Origin of the sequence: Paenibacillus sp. JJ-100, assembly GCF_948329825.1 — a bacterium.
GTDB lineage: Bacteria > Bacillota > Bacilli > Paenibacillales > Paenibacillaceae > Paenibacillus.
Map to the genome: position 1 here is coordinate 230,508 of NZ_CAOJCM010000005.1, position 19,964 is coordinate 250,471.

At 46.6% G+C, this 19,964-nt stretch carries 18 protein-coding genes and 1 riboswitch; of the genes, 1 reads left to right on the plus strand and 17 read right to left on the minus strand.

Annotated features, from left to right (window positions below; all coding sequences use genetic code 11):
* Positions 1-94: 94 nt before the first annotated feature.
* The 6 genes from PQG66_RS19240 to PQG66_RS19265 all read right to left on the minus strand — a co-directional run bounded on the left by PQG66_RS19240 (position 95) and on the right by PQG66_RS19265 (position 5,763).
* A complete protein-coding gene (locus PQG66_RS19240; protein ID WP_272039429.1) occupies positions 95-931 on the minus strand; it encodes a MetQ/NlpA family ABC transporter substrate-binding protein in 837 nt (278 codons plus the stop codon).
* Positions 932-968: 37 nt separating this feature from the next.
* Complete coding sequence (locus tag PQG66_RS19245; protein ID WP_272039431.1) at positions 969-1,628, minus strand: methionine ABC transporter permease; 660 nt, start codon at positions 1,626-1,628, stop codon at positions 969-971.
* Positions 1,628-2,662: a methionine ABC transporter ATP-binding protein gene (locus PQG66_RS19250; RefSeq protein ID WP_272039432.1), complete on the minus strand. Its 1,035-nt coding sequence runs from the start codon at positions 2,660-2,662 to the stop codon at positions 1,628-1,630. The genes PQG66_RS19245 and PQG66_RS19250 overlap by 1 nt, the downstream gene beginning before the upstream one ends.
* 119 nt (positions 2,663-2,781) lie before the next feature.
* A riboswitch (SAM riboswitch) is annotated at positions 2,782-2,921 on the minus strand.
* A gap of 174 nt (positions 2,922-3,095) precedes the next feature.
* Positions 3,096-3,815 carry a Cthe_2314 family HEPN domain-containing protein gene (locus PQG66_RS19255; RefSeq protein ID WP_272039433.1) on the minus strand — a complete coding sequence of 240 codons (720 nt, stop codon included), beginning with the start codon at positions 3,813-3,815 and terminating at the stop codon, positions 3,096-3,098.
* Between the two features lie 235 nt (positions 3,816-4,050).
* Entirely contained in the window at positions 4,051-4,938 is an 888-nt protein-coding gene (locus PQG66_RS19260) for a COX15/CtaA family protein (RefSeq protein ID WP_442955133.1), read from the minus strand.
* Positions 4,939-5,418: 480 nt separating this feature from the next.
* On the minus strand, positions 5,419-5,763 hold the full coding sequence (locus PQG66_RS19265; protein ID WP_272039435.1) for a thioredoxin family protein: 345 nt from the start codon (positions 5,761-5,763) through the stop codon (positions 5,419-5,421).
* Positions 5,764-5,904: 141 nt separating this feature from the next.
* Here PQG66_RS19265 and PQG66_RS19270 point away from each other — a divergent pair, with 141 nt between their 5' ends.
* Positions 5,905-7,194: a DUF2515 family protein gene (locus PQG66_RS19270; RefSeq protein ID WP_272039436.1), complete on the plus strand. Its 1,290-nt coding sequence runs from the start codon at positions 5,905-5,907 to the stop codon at positions 7,192-7,194.
* Between the two features lie 169 nt (positions 7,195-7,363).
* Here the strand turns inward: PQG66_RS19270 and PQG66_RS19275 are convergent, their stop codons facing one another.
* The 11 genes from PQG66_RS19275 to PQG66_RS19325 all read right to left on the minus strand — a co-directional run bounded on the left by PQG66_RS19275 (position 7,364) and on the right by PQG66_RS19325 (position 19,959).
* Positions 7,364-8,992, minus strand: coding sequence for a putative polysaccharide biosynthesis protein (locus tag PQG66_RS19275; RefSeq protein WP_272039437.1), 1,629 nt, complete (start codon positions 8,990-8,992; stop codon positions 7,364-7,366).
* Positions 8,993-9,057: 65 nt separating this feature from the next.
* Positions 9,058-9,498, minus strand: a complete 441-nt coding sequence (locus PQG66_RS19280) for a DUF456 domain-containing protein (RefSeq protein ID WP_272039514.1) — start codon at positions 9,496-9,498, stop codon at positions 9,058-9,060.
* Positions 9,499-9,552: 54 nt separating this feature from the next.
* Complete coding sequence (locus tag PQG66_RS19285) at positions 9,553-10,302, minus strand: Cof-type HAD-IIB family hydrolase (RefSeq protein WP_272039438.1); 750 nt, start codon at positions 10,300-10,302, stop codon at positions 9,553-9,555.
* Positions 10,299-10,445 carry a hypothetical protein gene (locus PQG66_RS19290; RefSeq protein WP_272039439.1) on the minus strand — a complete coding sequence of 49 codons (147 nt, stop codon included), beginning with the start codon at positions 10,443-10,445 and terminating at the stop codon, positions 10,299-10,301. Before PQG66_RS19290 ends, PQG66_RS19285 begins: the two co-directional genes overlap by 4 nt.
* Positions 10,446-10,653: 208 nt before the next feature.
* The gene (locus PQG66_RS19295; protein WP_272039440.1) at positions 10,654-11,526 is read right to left on the minus strand and encodes a metal ABC transporter permease; all 873 of its coding nucleotides are present in this window, start codon (positions 11,524-11,526) and stop codon (positions 10,654-10,656) included.
* Positions 11,527-12,486 carry a metal ABC transporter permease gene (locus PQG66_RS19300; protein WP_272039441.1) on the minus strand — a complete coding sequence of 320 codons (960 nt, stop codon included), beginning with the start codon at positions 12,484-12,486 and terminating at the stop codon, positions 11,527-11,529.
* Between the two features lie 4 nt (positions 12,487-12,490).
* Positions 12,491-13,243 (minus strand): metal ABC transporter ATP-binding protein, encoded by a 753-nt coding sequence (locus PQG66_RS19305; protein ID WP_272039515.1) that lies wholly within the window; start codon positions 13,241-13,243, stop codon positions 12,491-12,493.
* Between the two features lie 103 nt (positions 13,244-13,346).
* Positions 13,347-14,282 carry a metal ABC transporter solute-binding protein, Zn/Mn family gene (locus tag PQG66_RS19310; protein WP_272039443.1) on the minus strand — a complete coding sequence of 312 codons (936 nt, stop codon included), beginning with the start codon at positions 14,280-14,282 and terminating at the stop codon, positions 13,347-13,349.
* Positions 14,283-14,482: 200 nt separating this feature from the next.
* Complete coding sequence (locus tag PQG66_RS19315; RefSeq protein ID WP_272039444.1) at positions 14,483-16,447, minus strand: peptidoglycan D,D-transpeptidase FtsI family protein; 1,965 nt, start codon at positions 16,445-16,447, stop codon at positions 14,483-14,485.
* Positions 16,448-16,685: 238 nt separating this feature from the next.
* On the minus strand, positions 16,686-18,716 hold the full coding sequence (locus tag PQG66_RS19320) for a peptidoglycan D,D-transpeptidase FtsI family protein (protein WP_272039446.1): 2,031 nt from the start codon (positions 18,714-18,716) through the stop codon (positions 16,686-16,688).
* 97 nt (positions 18,717-18,813) lie between these two features.
* Positions 18,814-19,959, minus strand: coding sequence for a transglutaminase domain-containing protein (locus PQG66_RS19325; RefSeq protein WP_272039448.1), 1,146 nt, complete (start codon positions 19,957-19,959; stop codon positions 18,814-18,816).
* Positions 19,960-19,964 lie beyond the last annotated feature (5 nt).

The following is a 19,964-nucleotide window of genomic DNA, read 5'->3' on the forward strand; positions in this document are numbered from 1 at the left end:
GTTGAATGATCTAAGCATATAAAATGCCCCGCATGTTCACTACAGAACATGCGGGGCATTTCATTATGGCTTTATTTTTATGTTTATATTCACCTTAAAATGCAGGTTCAACTGCACCTTGGTAACGTTCTTTAATGAATTTTTTCACGGTTTCCGATTGAAGAGTCTCTGCTAATTTTTTCACCGCATCAGCATCTTTATTATCCTCACGGGACACCAGAATGTTCGCATACGGGTTGCCTTGCAGTTCTTCGATCAACAACGCATCTGTGGATGGATTGAGGTTAGCTTCCAGCGCATAGTTCGCATTGATAAATACCAGATCAGCTTCATCCAACTGACGAGGCATCATCGCGGCATCCAGTTCAATAATTTCAAGATTTTTCGGATTCGCAGTAATATCCTGTTTGGTTGAAGTGATGTCTTTATCGTCTTTGAGCGTAATCAAGCCTTCCTTCGCTAGCAACAAGAGTGCACGGCCACCATTCGATGGGTCATTCGGAATAGCAACTTTAGCGCCATCTTTCAGTTCATCCAAAGATTTGATCTTTTTGGAGTAACCACCGAAAGGCTCTACATGGACAGGAGTCACAGTAACAAGGTTGAAGCCGCGCTCTTTGTTTTCTGTGTCCAGGTACGGCTGATGCTGAAAGAAGTTTGCATCCAGTTTACCGTCTGACAGTTGTTGGTTTGGCTGTACGTAGTCGTTAAAAGTCACCACTTGCAAACGAATGCCTTGAGCTTCAAGTTCAGGTTTGATACTTTCCAGAATTTCAGCATGAGGTGTAGGTGAAGCGCCGACTTTCAATTCAACGGTACGTGGAGCGCCTGCCGAGTTATCCGCACCACTGTCGGATTTCTTATTGTTACCACAAGCTGCTAGAACGGCAATCATCATCAAACTGAGTAGAATAATAGACCATTTTTTCATCTGTAAAACCCCTTCGCATTATATTTTTTATCTATCTTTACTTCCGGGTGAAATAAATTACTAAGCGATCTCCAATCATTTGTAGAACCTGAACGAGAATAATCATCGATACGACCGAAATAATCATAATCTCATTCTGATATCTAAAGTAACCATAGTTAATCGCTAGCGTTCCCAAACCTCCACCACCAACCATACCCGCCATAGCCGTATAAGACACCAGCGTCACAATGGTGATTGTAATTCCAGCAAGCAAGCCTGGTAACGCCTCGGGCAACAACACACGTCTGACAATCTGCCCTGTGGATGCCCCCATCGCCTGTGCCGCTTCAATGACACCGCGATCTACTTCACGCAATGTATTTTCCACCAAGCGAGCAAAATACGGAGCAGCTGAGATCACTAGCGGCGGGATGACACCAAGTACGCCTGTAGCTGTACCCACTAATGTACGTGTAAACGGGATAAGAGCAACAATTAATATGATAAAAGGTACAGAGCGCAAAATATTAACAATGACGGATAATATAGTGTAGATTACCTGTGATTGCACGGATACGGAGCGGCCTGTCATAAACAGGATCACGCCTAGCGGCAATCCTAGGATCACAGTAAACAAGCCAGCTGCACCCAAAATCTGCAATGTCTCAATCGAGGCCGTGCCGATCTCTTCCCAGCGCACTTCAGAAAAATCCATTATCGCAGCACCTCCACATCAAGTCCTTCTGCCGTTAGTTCAGATAAGGTCTGCTCAATCGCACCAGAGTCACCCTCGAAACGCACCGTCAGTTGACCGTATGGCACCTGCTTAATTGTTGAGATTGTACCTTGCAAAATGGCGAAATCCACACCTGTTTTGCGTACCGTTCTAGACAATATCGCTTCGTACGTTTTATTACCGAGAAATGAAACTCTCACCAATTTGGAAGATACACCTGCTGGCAATTCCGTTCCTGCATTCGCCAAAGCAGTTTCTTCGAGTGCCAATCCACCCTCACTCTCACGCGAGACGAAGTCCCGGGTGATGGCATGCTGAGGTTTCAGGAACACTTCGGTGACTGGCCCTTGCTCCACAATTCCACCCTGATGAATAACAGCCACCCGATCACAGATGTTCTGGATCACATGCATCTCATGGGTGATAAGTACAATCGTCAGATTATACTTTTCATTGATATCCAGCAGCAGCTTCAGAATCGAGTTGGTCGTCTGTGGATCAAGTGCTGAGGTCGCCTCATCACAGAGCAGTACACTCGGATCACTTGCAAGCGCCCGCGCTATGCCCACCCGCTGCTTCTGCCCGCCAGACAGTTGAGCCGGATATTTATTGCTATGCTGCTCTAGACCAACCAGCGCTAGCATTTCCTTTACCTTGCGGTCAATCGCTTCTTTGGGTGTGTTGACCAGTTTTAACGGAAACGCAACATTATCGTACACTGTCGCAGAAGATAGCAGATTGAAGTGCTGAAAGATCATACCGATCTTTCGTCTTTGCTGCTGCAACTCGCTTTTGTTAAGCTGGGTTAGGTTAATTCCATCCACCCACACCTCGCCCTGCGTCGGGCGTTCAAGCAAATTAATACATCGAATCAAGGTACTCTTTCCCGCGCCCGAGTGACCAATGACGCCGAAGATTTCCCCCTTCTGAATGCTCAGATCCAGGTTTGACAAGGCCGTTGTTGTTTTGGCACGTTTGCCATATGTCTTGGTTAATCCAACCAGTTCTATCAATAGTACTGCTCCTTCCCATCACCTACATATATCTTTACCCGAAGGAAGGGAAAACTCCCCGTTTTACACAAAAAAGAGCCCTTTGCAGATACAAAGATGGCTCTTCACGTGAAATGACCTTCTCATCTGCCAAAATCATGATCAACATGATTCTGTAGGAATTAGCACCTAACATCAACAATGAAAGACATTCATGCCATCATTGCAGATCGGTTGCCGGGCTTCATCGGGCCTGTCCCTCCGCCACTCTCGATAAGAGAAATATAAAGTTGTAGAATTATATAGGTTCATGTAGTTCATCATATATGATAAACGAACTGCATCAAATGCTGTATTGTAGATACGATCCCTATTCAATAATTTGATCTGGAACTCAGTATAAGCAAAGTATTCCTATTTGTCAAATGGTATTATTTCGTCGTTCTAGATACCGTTAATGTTTCACACCTTGTTTACGCCAGATTCGATTGATGTATCGATATGCGGTGTACAACGTTTCACACACCATATCGACACCCTGCCCCATTTCCAATAGATGTTTATCTAGATCTTCCAGCTTCACTTTGCCTCGTAAGGTCTGGTGTAGCTGCCAGAGATCATCCTGCATTTCCGAGTTCATATAGTGAATTTCCATATTACGCCGTTTGCGCAATCTGCTCATAGGTTCCCTGTACGTTTCCTTGATTTTGTTTAATTTCTGCGCCAGCACGTGGTGTTCTCGGTAATAATCAAATTGCCTTAGAACGGTATAATAGGAAAAGTGCACTTTCGATTTGGACGTATTCATTTGGAAAATCTCATTTAATACAGTCCCTAATTTATCAAGTATAGCGAAGCATCGAATAAAAGCATCTTTGTAAAAGTAAACGTACCGGGCATACTCGGCTTTCTCAGCAAAGTTCATATCTTCCGTTGAACCCGCGACGATTTTTTTGCGAAAATGAGCGGCAGCGAAATAGCTCTGTTCCAGTTCATCTAACGAGGAGATCAACCCCTGCGTCCATATATACAATTTCCGGTAATCATGGTTCGGATCGTGATCGACATACATCTGCTTCTCAAAAGACTCTAGGGTGAACGCCATGGTATCCATGGCTTCCTTCAATGTTCCCTGATTCACTCGTGGTTTTTCCCCTAGTAAAGTTCGCAGCATAGAAGGCCTCCTCTTTCCACTAATGATGCAATATACATATATGTGTTCACAGCCTTTGTACAGCCGAAGATGAACCAAAGGGTTGCTTATTGCTTCTCTTATGACAACTTGATTTAGGTTACCCTGTTCCCCTCCACATCAAACAAAAGTCCACCTCTCCAATGATCGACATCACCGGATGGTGGACTTTCCAACATGGCCCAGCACAGATGCTAATGCATTGTTTTCCTTCCGTTTAGAACCGGTTCACTGGACGATATAGCTTGTATACAAGGAAGCTCATATAGGTCAAAATTCCGAATAGTATTGCAATGTCCAACATATGTGCCAGCGCCACAAACATGTAAACCTCTGGGCGACTGATGGTCCACATCATGAACATACCAATAACTACTTGTAACAAAATCAATACTACAGATACTACACCAAGCGCTCGCAATTCCCGGTTATCAGGATGTTTGCGATAAGCATAGTGTCCCAAAATTGCAATTACAATTACGAGTGACGCCGCTGCTACACGATGGGCAAAAGCAACACCTACTCCGCCAGAAAGTTCAGGAATAATCTGTCCGTTACAGAGCGGGAATCCGGAACAGCCTCCAGCTGAGTCCGTATGGCTTACAAATGCGCCTGTATATACCACCAGATACGTATAGACTGTAGAGAACCAGACCAGATTGCGGAACCCTTTGCTAACACGAGGATATTGGTTCAGACGGGCAAGGCCGCCATATCTCGCCTCCTGTCGAATGCCTAGTGCCATCATTAAGGAACTCGCGAAGGCAATAAGAGCAAATCCAAAGTGAAGCGCCATGACCGCTGACGATTGAGAGAATACAACGGCAAAAGCACCCATAATCCCCTGAATGATAACAAATAAAAGGGTTAGGAACGAGAACAATTGCAGATCACGACGTTGCTTGCCAAATCGCAAGAAAGCGACAAATGAGGCGATGGACAAGAGTCCTGCCAGTGCACTGACAGCCCGGTGGGAATATTCAATCATAGAGGCAACAGTATGCGCTGGTACAAGTTTTCCGTTACATAAAGGCCATTCTGTTCCACAGCCAAGGCCTGATTCGGTTTTGGTCACAATCCCGCCACCAAAGGTAGCCAGAAACATGACGAGACAGGTTAATACAGTTAACCATTTAAACAATGTTAAGTGCTTCAATTTTTTCTCACCCGCTGTTGGTTTAAGATGGCGAAGAAAATCTTCGCTTGATAATCTTGTTTTTTTGATCCTGATTGAGTCATATTTATTGTACTTTGACACTAATTTCACAACTAAATCCATTATACCGGATAAAATGTTCATTGACGCCGTGCTTTGTGACAAAATGTTAACGTCTGTTCAATTTTTGACCCGCAGGTCATTTTATTTTTCTTAAGGTATGTAATCAGATCGGAACGGCTCTATATCCATAGAGAAAAGGCTGTCCTAAGCCAGATTACGACTTAAGCGACAGCCTTATATACGTAAATCATGTGTAAGAGTATGTCCTGCATCAGGTTCTTTTATCCCCTGTGGCATATTCTCTCTTTTCATCAATAGAACATGCTACTTTTATGCAGAGATGTTTCTTCAGTTTCTCCAATCGCCTTACTTGTGGATGGTGTTGTATACTTCAACGGCGCGGTCCAGGAATTGTTCAATCTCTTCTCTTGACTTGCGCAGCTTGTTCACATAACGAACCAGTTCACGTCCGTCTGTATAAGCCACAAAACTTGGAATGCCCAAAATATTCTGTTCCTGGCTTACTGTACCCACCTGATCAACGTCCACTTCAATCAGAGTCAGATCACGAGAATACTTCGTTTCCACCTCAGGCATAAACGGATCGATGTATTTGCAATCCACACACCAGTCCGCCTTAAATACCGCTACTGTCAAACGTGGAGATTGAATTGCCACATCGAATTCCGGTTTGGATGTAATCTGTTCCATTGTCACATCTCCCTTTCTGTACCTTGTCTCCATCTAAGTGAAGCAAATTGGTGATTGGAAGTCAAATGTTCAGCGCATACTTAGAATAACCACAAGTCCCGACATATCAAACACAGTTTTTCATGAAAGGATGTTCCATTCATGACTTCCACCAGAAGTGACTCTTCGGAAACCAATCATTCAGGTTCTTTCTTGCAGTTTGTTCGTTCGATTCACGGAGCGGCCTTGGAAGTGTGGCGCGGTAAACAGGCTGCATGGCATGCTTCCTCCCAGCTTAGACATCCAATACTTGACCTGAACTGGAACGCAGATACAGCTGCTGTGCTTCAGGCGGAGGTGGAGCAGTTGTTACCAACAACGGGCAGGCCATCACCGACTCGAAACCTTCAGGCACAAAGTGCTCTGGTATGTGAAGAAGACTGTATCGTTTTAGAAGAGATCAAAGCGTTAACCCTGGAACAAAATCGCAGTAATGTGACACGTACGGCTGCTTATTTGGATTGTTATGAGCAGTGCCCCGAACTGCACTGGGCTCTACTGGCTCATATGGTATCCCGCAACGGCGGATATCATATGACCGACCTGCAGAGCGATCTCATGCATAATCTACAAAATCAGAAGGATCGTGAACATATGTATCGCTTACTGGAGCGGTGCAACGCCCTTATTTTCCAGGATGCATATCCTCAATTACAGCTATACCTATATAGCCGGCGGCTTGGACGAAGCTGCTTCCATCTGTTGTCCCATTTTCACGTGTCTGCATTTATGACCCCATTCTGGGAGCGTTTCTGGCTGGAACGGTGCAGTTCCATCCTCAGTGTGGCGTTAATTATTAATGAGCAGAACTATATTGAGAGCCGTGTGGTGCAACATCCGTATTTTCAAAAAGAAGTGCTTACCAAACCTGCTTTTCATCTGCATAATCTGGCTGGTTTGAATCACATCGTTTTCCCCCTCGGACAAGGTGATGGACTCGCAGGACGAGTGATTGAGCATTTTGGCAAATTAAATGAACGGATCCAGTTCGGCAAAGGACTCTATGCACTGTTATTCGGCGTGGAACAAGTACTCCAGCAGGTGTTAGCTTTCGCACGCACCGTACCGCACAGTGGCTCACGGGCCGATTATTGGCCAGGACTATTCACCACACATCAATCCGGTCCCCGCGACCATAACCTATATGCAGAAGCGCTGTTGAACGAGGAATGGCTACCGAAAGATCAGCGTCTGTATTCCCCCGAGCTGCTCGCGGCATGGGGCGATACCCCCTATGAACCGATCACGAGACACGACTGGCTCCAGACAAGAGATTGCCTCGGATACCTGACTTCGCCGCGCAGACCATGGCTATTCGAGATGAGTCATGAACATCGGTACGGCATGTTGAAAACAGCGATCGCCCATGATGTCCAAGCTATCATTCATTAGCTCAGCTCTAAACAACAAACAGAAACGAACATAAATAAAGCGCATCCGCTACAAGAGCGAACAGCGCTTTATTTGAATATATTTAGGAAAGACTGCGTATTGGATTATATCCACGTTTGATTAACGTTCGATTAAGATACATCGACTGCTCATTCTTCAATTAGATGAATTAAGCCCGTTGCCCTTCGCCACGTTGCAGACGCATCAGTGGACGGAGAATTTTTTGCAAAATCCGTGGATAACTAGCCAGCTCGTCCTTACGCAGGACACGAAGAACAATCATCAGTACCAGATATACTGCAACAACCAGCACACCAACAACCATACAGGTTAACAGGAAGGATACCCGCGCAGGCAGGAATGCACCGAACACCTGGTTACCGGTCCAATTGGCTGCGAAACCAACTGCTGCCGCGAGCAACACCGTAATGATGAATCCCAGCCAGCGGTCTCCCATAATGGAGAAATCCACGATCTTACGCAGCACACGCAAGTTCAGATAGGTAATCACCAAGAAACATAGAGCAGTGGCGATAATGATCCCATATATGCCAAAGATCGGAGCCAGTATGAGGCTTGCAATCAGCTTGATGATAATTCCTGCCGCCACGCTGATCATTGTGATCCGTGGTTTACCCACACCAAGCAAAATCGAGTTGGTCGTCATCATCGTGACTTGGAAAATCGTACCGAATGTCAGCAATGTAATAATTGGTGTCCCGTCCAAGGTGCTAAATAACAGTCCATTGACCGAATACGCCGCTGCACATAATGCAATGACAATTGGCATACCTGTCAGGATGGAAACACGCATCGCAAGAGTGATCTGATTTTTCAGATGCAACTCATCTTTTCGGGCAAAAGCCGCCGAGATGACCGGCACAAGTGATTGACTTAGGGCAATTGCCAGAATGGGGGGAATCCCTGCAATACTTTGAGCTTTGGCACCAAGAATGGCAAGCACACCTGTTGCTTCTTCCAAACCAATGCGTCCACTTAACAGTGGAACAACGAGAGACGAGTCAATGAAATTGATGGCCGGAACAGCGAGTGAAGACAATACGATCGGAATAGACAATTTGAAAATATCCGTGTAGATGCCACGCATTGGCAGCTGTTCCGCACGCTCGTAATGAAGCTGTGCCGCACGATCTTTCTTGCGCAGCTTCAATGTGAAATACAGCATTACGGCGAAGGCACCGATACTTCCGAACACCCCGCCGAAGGATGCCCCCGCTGCAATCGTTTGATCGTCATAATTCCATTGCAGCATAATATAAGCCACAATAATTGCCGTACCGACACGCGCGAATTGCTCTACAATCTGCGAGATGCCACCTGCTGTCATATTGCCGCGTCCCTGGAAATAGCCACGCATCATCGCGATCGCTGGGAAGAGCAGCAAGGCAGGAGCCAATGCCCGAATGGCACCGACAGATTCCGGCACTTTGGAAATATGGGTAGCATAGAACGGTGCCGCAAACCATAACAGTGCAGACATCACCACACCGGCTACTGCTGCGAAGATGAGGGCTGCACGGTAAATCTGCTGTGCTTCCCCCGCACGTCCGAGTGCATAGCGTTCGGATACCATTTTACTCAACGTACTGGGTATTCCCGCCGTTGCCACAGTTAACAGCATTAAATACACCGTGTTGGAGATCGTAAAGGATGCGTTACCGATATCTCCCAGGATATGCTCCAGTGGCACACGCTGCACCAGACCAAGTACTCTTGCAATCAGTGCAGCTGCCGCCAGTATAAGCGTCCCCTTAATGAATGTTTCTTTCTTAGACAAACGAATTCCCCTTCTTTCCCCCATACCGGACCTTTTTCCGGCCATAAGCTAAGCTATTGCGCTGTCTAGGCGAATCGGACCACCCAAATAATAAATAGCACAATCATCACGATTTGCAGAATAATTTTCATCACTGTACTGGTAAATAAACCAACAACTGAACCGAATCCAACTTTGGACGCTTTGGACGGAGAAGAACCACCAATTAACTCTCCGATAAATGCCCCCAGAAACGGTCCCAGAATAAGACCAAACGCCGGAATTACAAATGGACCAATGATCACACCAACGGTACTCAGCGTTGTGGATAGCTTGGAGCCACCGAACTTTTTGACTCCCCATGCACTCACTACGTAATCCGCCACAAATAGCACAACCACAATCAGAATCTGAATAATCCAGAACCAGACACCGAATGGATCAAAGCTGAAGAACCAGCCGTAGACCAGAAACGCGAAGAAAATCGCAATGGCTCCCGGGAGAATCGGGTAGACCGTGCCTGCCATACCTACTGCAAACAGCAGCACAATTAAAATCCAGCCAACGGTTGCGAGCAAAGGTTACTCCCCCTTCAAAATATGTTCACGAATCAGGTAGGCAATACCATCCTCATTATTGCTTCCAATTACCAAATCTGCCGCTTGCTTCACCTGCTCTTGTGCGTTGCCCATGGCAACACCCAAACCCACTGCTTCAATCACAGCCAGATCGTTCAGACTGTCGCCAACAGCTACCACTTCGGACATGTCGATACCTAGCAACTGGCATACTTCGGCTACACCGGTTGCTTTGGATACGTTCTCCGGATTCACCTCAATGTTTACAGGGGAGGAGTTCGTCATTTGCAGACCACCCATGTCCTGCAGCTCCATCATAATCTGATGACGAATCTCATCATCCTCGGTCGTGAATCCGAATTTCAGCCATTCCAATCCTTCGATGTTATCCGTCCAGCGATCCCGATTAAACAGCTCCTCGACGGAATACGCCCAGTACCAGCTATTATATTTCTCACCAATCTCCTGCATCTTGCGGATCAGAGCGGGGTCCATCAGATGACGCAGATGTAGCTCATGCGGAGCTTTCCAAACCTCACTGCCGTTGACCGTAACCATTGGCGTTTCCAACGCGAGTTGCACCGCATATGGCATGGCGTGGTAGACCGCTCTTCCTGTAGACAAGCACACATGTACCCCGCGGCGGATCGCAATCTGTATCCACTTGGCTGTTTCTTGTGTAATTTCATGATTATCGTTCAGCAATGTGCCGTCCATATCCAGGGCCAGCAGTTTATATTTCAGTTCACTCATGCTGTAAATCCTCCTCCAGTATGTCTCTCTCCTCTAGAATCTCTACGTGTAAATCCCTGTGCCATAAACAATAAGATCGCCCGGTACCCGCGAATGGCGGATGCCCCGGACGTCACAGCTAACGCCATTTTACCACAGATCATCCATATGCAACAAAGTAACCTGTTTTTGGGGCTTTACCGCTTCAATTCATCTAGTTATGACCAATAGCATGCATCAAAAACCGCCTGCTGTGGCAGACGGTCTTCTCATTTTAATGAGGCTATGCAGATGTAAACCCTTTATCATAGTTTTCAGAGACTGTGTACTCTACCTCGTTGCGTGTATCTCTTAAAATGTCTTCATACCTGTTCACCTCGCCGCAAACTTGCGCCGTACATATCGAAGCACGATACCGTGTTTCGGAGATAACAAGAGTGCAAGGACAAAGATCATCCCAGCCACAGCCACCATACAACCTGCAATGGAAGCATCCAATGCATAGGCCATCAGATAACCGCCAACCGAGGAGGCTGCACCGACGAGTACAGCATACAGAATCATTTTACCAAGCTGATCCGTGAGTAAATAAGCTGCTGCCGCGGGTACAATCAACATGCCTACAACGAGAATGGAGCCCACACTTTCAAAAGAAGCAACCGACGTCATTGACACAAGTCCCATGAGCGCATAATGAAACAAAACTACCGGGATGCCACAAGCAGCTGCCAGCGCTGGATCGAAGGCGCACAACTTGAACTGTTTGTAAAACAGCCCGACAACGATAAGAATGACTAGTAACGTAATACCCAGCATCCACACCGCTCTTGGCCCAACATCCATCCCCCACATGGTTAATGTATCCCATTGCACATAGGCAATCTCTCCGAACAACACACAGTCCAGATCCAGATCAATGTGCTGGGCATTCAGACTAATCAGAATAACGCCCACGGCAAAGAGTGCCGTAAAAACAATACCAATGGAGGCATCCGAAGATAGCCCTCCCGCCTGAAGACTTTGAATGAAGAACACCGTCAACAATCCAAACACCGTTGCACCCAACAACATCCATAAGGAGTCTCTGGAGCCGCTCCACAGAAACGCAATGGCAATCCCCGGCAGCACGGCATGACTGATCGCATCTCCGACCAGAGCCATCCGGCGCAGAATCAGGAAGCAACCAAGAATAGCACAAGCAGAGGAGACTAATACTGCCGTTAAAATAATCCAAAATGTAGCCATCTACAACTCCCCCCGTTTCTGCGTTTTCGGCTGTGCGGAGCCGATCTGCAACGTAGCTTGTTCTTCACGTATATACGCTGATTTGGCCTGAATGCTCCGCAGCTTGCGGGCAAGTAATCCGCGTCTTGGTGCGAGTAGAGCAGACCCAATAAACAGCACCGTTGCTGCAAGCACCGTTACCGGGCCTGTCGGCAGATTAGGAACAAGCGTGCTAAACACCGTTCCCGCTGAACCGCTTACTGCACCGAACAACCCAGACAGCAGTACCATTAGAGCGAGTGAATCGGTCCAGCATCTTGCAGCCGCTGCAGGAGTCACCAGCAGTGCTGCAACTAGCACCACACCTACCGCCTGAATTCCGGCGACAACAGCAATCACCGTGAGCAACAGAATTAATTGCTCCAGTACACCGACTGGCAGTCCCATACCTCTTGCAAAGCCCGGATCAAAGCTCACTAGCTTAAATTCCTTGAACCAGAGAAGGCAAGCAAGTAATAATACAAGACATACCCCGCCCATGATATATACATCGGTGAGCACCATCGATGCGGCTTGCCCGAACAGGTACTTGTCAAGTCCACTCTGGCTCCCGCTTGCGCTGTGCTGAATACGTGTCAACATTACTACACCGATCCCGAAGAACACCGTCAGGACGATCCCCATCGCTGCATCTTGCTTAATTCTTGAATATCTGGTGATCCACGAAATGCCGAAAGTTGCCACGATGCCTGCGATGAGTGCACCGAACAGAAACAATCCAATAGATTTCGTTTCCGTCAACATAAACGCAATACAGATTCCCGGCAGAGCGGCATGTGCGAGAGTATCTCCCATAAGACTTTGACGGCGAAGAAATGTGAAAGAACCAATAATACCACTACTGAATCCAAGCAACATACACCCAAGCAGTATCCAGCGTGTATTCGGATCGGACAGAATAGAAGCAACCCAGTTCCACATGAAGCTACACCTGGCCTTTCTCCGTTCGGCTGCCGATCATCGCAATCCGGCCTCCGTAGGTTTCCTGTAACCGATCCGGTACAAATGCTTCGTTCGTTGGTCCCGATGCTACCAGGCGTCCATTGAGCAGGAGGACATGATCAAAGTATTCTTCCACCGTAGCCAGATCATGGTGAACTACAAGCACAGTCTTACCTTGCTTTTTCAATTGCTCCAGCAGTGCGATGATCGCTCTCTCCGTGGTCGCATCCACTCCAGCAAATGGTTCATCCATAAAGTACAGGTCTGCATCCTGTACCAGAGCTCTGGCCAAAAACACACGTTGCTGCTGTCCCCCTGACAGCTGACTGATCTGCCGATACATGTAATCCCCCATGCCGACCTGTTCCAGACAATGAGCGGCTAGATCCCTCTCTTTTTTGCCAGGACGACGGAACCAGCCCAAATGTCCATATCTCCCCATCATGACCACATCTAACGCATGCGTTGGAAAATCCCAATCTACTGACTCTCTCTGGGGAACGTAACCAATTCGCCGCCTTGCTTCACGATAAGATTGTCCGAAGATTTCTACGTTACCCTGCATTTTGGGCACCAGCCCGAGAATGGCTTTGATCAATGTTGACTTCCCTGCACCGTTGGGGCCAAGTATACCAATCAGTTGTCCTTCGGGTACATCAAAAGATACATGGCTGAGTACCGGCTTTTTGTGATAAGCAACCGCCAGATTTCTTACGCGAAGAGGTGAAGAGGTCATTATTTTTCCTTGTGCTGCCAGATGATTCTCTTCATTTTCTAAAGATTGTTTCATTGCGTTGGAATCGTTCATCATCATCGCTCTCCTCTCTCCAGATCATTCATTATTTCAAAGCCGCCGCGATGGTATCGACATTGTGCCTTACCATTCCGATATAAGTCCCCTCTTCTGTTCCTTCTGCCCCCATAGCATCCGAGAACAGTTCTCCGCCTATGCTGACGGTATGTCCCTTCTCCGCAGCTCCGGCAATAATGGCTTCCATCGCTTTAGCAGGTACACTCGATTCGATGAATACAGCTTTGATCCGATTTTCTACCAGATAATCACGCAGTTCACTTACATCTTTGGCTCCATATTCCGCAGCGGTACTAATCCCTTGAAGGCCCATAACTTTGATTCCGTAGGCTTGACCGAAATAGCCAAATGCATCATGTGCTGTAACCAGTACACGGCTTGCTTCCGGAATCTGTCCGATCTTCTCTCGCACTTCCGCATCGAGTGCTTCCAGCTTCCCGAGATACGCTTCTGCCTGTGCCTTATACTGCTCCGCATGGTCCGGGTCCGCTTCCATCAGCGTGTCACGAACAGCTTCGGTTGCACGCATCCAGTGTTTGACGTTGAACCACACATGTGGATCATACGCAGTTCCACCTGTTGCTTGACCGGAGTGTAGCTCCTCCACCGGGATTTTTTCAGCTACTGCGGTGACCAGTTTACTTTTGGACATTTTCTCCAATATATCTGTCATTTTCCCCTCGAGGTGCAATCCATTGTAAAAAATCACCTGGGCTTGTTCCAGTTTGCGGATATCCCCCTGGGAGGCCTTATATAAGTGAGGGTCTACACCCGGTCCCATCAATCCGGTAACCTCGACATATGCTCCGCCCACTTCACGTGCTACATCCGCAATCATGCCTGTTGTTGCAGTAATCCGCACCTTGTCATTCCCATCCGTTCCCGGAGTACTCGAACATGCCGTAAGCACAATAATTAATACAATACAAGCCAGAGTAATGACGCCGCGATGAATACTTTTCATCTTCACCTTTAACAAGGCAATCTCCCCTTTCCCTGATCTAAAATATTTGTCCATAACTAATTAAGTTGTCCAAGGTATTATATTTTAACCTGACCTAATAATGTTTCCCCAGTGCAAATTTTATCCGATGACAAAAAAAAAGGCAAGGGTTAAATTCCCTCGCCTGTCCTGAAGCATCACTTGATTGTATTACATTAATTTCACTCCTGATTCTGATCTTTTTTGTTCTTAGGAATACCATCCAAGCCATACACACGATCATAAGCATCAAATATTTTGCGAGCTATCGGCGCTGCGCTGACCGATCCGTATCCACCTTCTGGTACAACAACCGCTATAGCAAGTTTCGGATTATCCCGCGGTGCAAAAGCGATAAAGACACCGTTCTCTTTTTTATTAGGTCCCGTTCCTTGCTCGGATGTTCCTGTCTTTCTAGCAAAATCATAAGGGAAGCCGTCAAACGCACTTACTTTCGTCACCATACCCTTATGCACCTCGTTCCAGTGCGCATCCGCAAACTTTACCTCGTTAAGAACCTTCGGTTTGAACTTTTTCACCACATTGCCATCTGCATCCCGAATTTCCTTCACCAGGTGAGGTTCCATTCGTTTGCCCTTGTTCGCCAGCATGGTCGTATACTGTGCCAGCTGCATCGTCGTATATTTGGCTTGCTGACCAAAGGACGCAAACGCCAAACGCGTCAAAGCCGACTCATCCTCATCCTTATATTCCAACTGGCCTAGGAATTCATTCGGCAGATCAATACCTGTGGAGACACCCAATCCAAACTCCTTCATGTATTCGTCCCACTTATTAATCCCTTTCTCAGCACCGTAATTTCTCAGCAAGCGCTTGCCCACCATGTCAATCATGAAAGCATTGGACGATTTTTCGATCGCTCTCCGTGCGGTAATATTTCCATTGTAGGCAGAGCGGGAATTTTTCACTTGTCGTCCGTCTTTGCCTAGCAAGGCATACCCTATATCGGGATACGTTTCTCCCGCAGAGAATAACCCCTCTTTTAGACCAATAAGTACACTCAGCGGTTTGATGACCGACCCTAGCAACACAACGGATTCCGCCCTTTTTCTAGAATCATCAGGAGGGAAAGACTCTGTCGTTCCATTGCGGAACACATACTTGATTTTGTCATAATCCCAATCATTCGGATCGTAATCGGGCATACTTGCCATGGCTACCACATTACCCGTGTCCACTTCCATGGCTACAGCATAACCGGTAACGGCTTTTGGCAACTTGCGTAATTCATCCGTAATCGCCTGCTGTGCCACAAGCTGAATCTCCTTATTGATGGTGGAGATCAGACTGTAGCCTTTCTCTGGCGGTGTTAGCTCCATCGTACCTGTAGGCAAATTTCGAGAGTCAATGTCAATCGATTGATATCCGCTTCGTCCGCGAAGCTCCTGCTGATATTGCAGTTCCAATCCATCGAAACCAACCTTCTCATCCTGGGAGTACACTAAACCTGGATCACGTTGAGAAGTCGATTGCTCGATGATCGTTTTGTACTGCTTCAATGTCCCTGCTCCCTTAAATTCCCGTGTGTAACCAACAACCTGGACAGCAACCCGGTCGGGATCATATCTCCGTACATTTTCCTCCAGTACCATAACACCAGGATACTCCGTTTTTTTCTCCAGAAAAAAAGCAATTTCTTGGGTCGTCAGATCGGACTTAACCAGTCTAGGCACATATCCGAACGTTTTCTGATGATCGAGATCCAGTCGTTTAATAATCTCTTCTGCATCCGGCTGCTTCTCGTCTCCCGGATTAAATTGCTTGAATATATCCGCCAGTTTATGAGCCAGCCCTTCCGCTTCTTTCCTGCGTTCTTCATTGCGATAATCTTCATACAGAAGTACATAGAGCGACTGCACTGGTTCCGAATAAGCTAGTGCCACTTTTCCAGTCGCATCATAGATTGGACCGCGTACCGGAGCAAGAGGAATATCTTTTGTATTACGTGTGGATTCCATGTACGTCAGTTCTGGTCCTTCGACAAACTGTACAAATGCCAATCGAAAGATCAGAATGCTGAATATGACAAATGCCACGAAAAAAAACATATTCAACCTGGCCGTCGAAGGCTTATTAGACGCTCCCTCATCTTCATTTGGCAGTTTATTCTTCAGTCGGGTAAACATACAGTGCGTCTCTCCGTTCTTTTAAATGTATAAAGTATAAGTACCTTCTCTATGTCGAAACGTCATAATAGACCCTATGTCTTATCTTCACACCTAAGTTTAACAAAACCTGACTGTAACGTCTTTCTATTTTTGGTTACATTTTCGTCATAGAATCCATTTTATGTTATATAAAATCAACAAAAAAAGACCCCGGTTTCGGGGTCTTCTCAATTAAACTACCTTTCTCACTACCATATCACTGATTATTCGTTTCCGCTTCTTTATTTTTATCTTTTTTCGGAATTCCGTCGAGTCCAAACTCCTCATCGTAAGCATCGAAGATCGCCCGCGCAACTGGCGCAGCACTGGTGGAACCGAAGCCTCCTTCTGGGATCATGACGGCAACAGCCAGCTTCGGATTGTTACGTGGTGCATAAGCGATAAATACTCCGTTATCCACCGATTTGCCACCAATACTTTGTGTCGATGTACCTGTTTTTCTGGCAAAGTCATAAGGGAAGTCGCTAAAGGAAGAAACTGAGGTTGCCATACCACGCTGTACCTCATTCCAATGCGCATCGTCGAAGTCTACCGTGTTAAGAACTTTCGGTTTCACCTTCTCCACAACATTGCCCTCTGCATCCCTGAACTCCTTCACGAATTGCGGTTGCATGCGTTTCCCTTTATTCGCAAGCATCGCTGTAAACTGAGCCAGCTGCATCGTTGTATACTTACCCTGTTGTCCAAAGGACGCATATACCAGCTTGGTTAGGGAACTTTCAGAGCTTTCCATATATTCTTTGCGTCCAGCCCATTCATTCGGCAGATCCACTCCCGTTTTTACACCAAGACCAAACTGCTCCATATAGTTGTCCCAGACTTCAACGCCTTTTGCTCCATACTGCGAATAGAGCTTCTTACCAATCTCATCAATCATAAATACGTTGGAGGAATGACGAATCGCATCATACGGACGAAGCGCACCGTAGACGTGGCCAGAGGAGTTCTGCACGCGGCGGTTATCTCCACCAAACGTTGTTGATCCTCGGTCAATGTAGACTGAATTCGTTGTAAAGAATCCCTCTTTTAAACCGATCAAAACAGTTAGTGGCTTGATCGTTGAACCAAGCAGGACAACCGATTCTGCACGCTTATTTGAATCACTAGGAGGAAATCCCCGGATTGTACCGTTCTGATAAATATATTTGATCTTATCGTAATCTTCATTGCTTATGCTGCCCGTTCTCCACACATTCGTGTCGTAATCGGGCATGCTCGCAGCTGCCACCACCTTACCTGTATCCACTTCCATGGCAACGGCGAATCCGGTAGTGGCATTTGGATGTAATCTTCCCGATACCGGGTTACGGTGTAGCCAGCTCAACTGATCCATAATGGCCTGCTCGGTTTTCATCTGCACGTTTTTGTTGATGCTGGAGATTAGATCGTACCCTTTCTCCGGCGGTGTTGTACCCGCTACACCCTCAGGTAAGTTGCGCAGGTCAACATCAACGGAGGTATACCCGCTTTTACCTCGCAACTTGTCCTGATACTGCAATTCAAGACCATCGAATCCAACAAATTCATTTTCTGTGTATACCAAACCTGGGTCGGTCTGTGTTTTGTTCGCTTCATCCACTTCTTGATACTTTTTCAAGGATTTAGAACTTTTGAATTTTTTCAGATAACCAATCGACTGCACGGCAACCGTGTCTGGATCGTAGTAACGCACACTTTCCTCTACGATCTGAATGCCTTTGAATTCATCCTTGTGCTGGAGAAAATATGCAACTTCAGCTTCCGACAAATCACTCTTGATCAGTCTTGGCATAAAGCCATTCGCTTTACGCGAGTTCAGATCCATTTCCTCCATGATTTGATCTACGGTCAAGGATTCAGAATCTTTAGATTTGTACTTTTCGAAGGCATCATGCAATCGCTGAGCGATATCCTGAACTTCTCCAATCTTCGGATTGGGTTGTCCATTCACATCCCCATAGTTTTTGTACAATGTGAGATAGAGAGACTGAATCGGCTTCGAGTATGCCAACTTTACCGTGCCCGTCGAGTCATAGATGGTTCCTCTTACGGGAGCGAGCGGTACATCTTTCGTAATATTACTCGCTTCTTCCTGGCTAAGCTCAGGGCCCTCGACAAATTGTAAATAGGCTAAACGTACAATAATCACACTAAAAATAACAAAGGAAACGAAGAAAAATACGTTCATCCGGTAGCTAAAACGCCTTTTGTCCGTAAGTTCATCCTTTTCATTGGAATGCTTTTTCATTCATCCTACCTCTTTCATGACTTGATGCATAATGCAAAACAATCCTATTTCCGGCATGATAGCCTGGCAACGTCGTCATATTTTGAACAGTGTAATATCAGGCTGACTGATCTTTCAGATGGGTGTCGGCAAAATTCGGTGGATTAAACCAGTCTCCACTAATAGCCCATGTTGGATCAAGTGGGACCCAGCTTTGAGTATTACTAAGATATACTTCATTCCACGCATGAGGTCCGTAACCACCCTGACCGTTATAGCCTAAACCTGTAACAACCTTGACATCAAGACCTTGGGAACGAGCCATGACTGCGTAGAGCCGGGCATAATCAATACATACCCCTTTACGTGTATCGAATGTATTCTTCGGGGTCTGTTCGTGCCATATCCCCTTCTGCTCGTAATCATCTACTTTCCCGTAGTCGTATTGAATTCGCGTACCCACCCAGTCATATAGCGCTCTGGCTTTCGCTTCATCTGTAGACTTCCCTTTTACAATCTCTTCTGCAGCCTGCTCAACATCTGCTGGAATGTTATGATCGATGACCTCATACTTCCGTTGCAGAATGCCGCCAAGTTCCTTCTGCACAGCCTGTGTAAATACAGGAAGCTTATCCTTGATAAACGTTCCTGATAACGGCTCAATAACAGATTTAGCTCCCTGCATGTAGATCGGAGAAGCCTCGACATAACGGCTGAACATGCTGCCCGGATATAGACTGACAATCATGAACAATACCGCGATTACGATCATCCCTCGGACCGAACCGATTACGGTTCCGATCACAGCCCCTGTCAAGCGGCTGAAGAAGCCTTTTGGTGCAGCTTGCTCATGTCCCGCATGTCTTCTGCTAAATATGAAGGAAGATATAACCCCAAGAATGATACGAATAATACCGTAACTCAGTACAAACAATACGGCGAACCGCATGAGCGGGAAATCCGCAATTGCTGTAACTAGCGTATAATACAACTGCTCCCACCGGTTTAATTCACGATTAGGCATAGCCGCAGCATGCCCAGACAACCACTCCTGTACATAGGGCGCAAGCCATAACGTCAGACCAATAGATAACAATATGCCAATCACGGCCATAATACCGTCCATCAGGAAACCAAAGAGTCTCCCCGCAGAACGTGAAGCCCCTCTGGACCATCCCTGCAACAAGGAAGCCGCTACAATCAGCAGTAGCAAAATGGTAATCCCATTCAATTCCTTCAGGCTGTCCAGCCAAGTTTGCAGCACGTCTT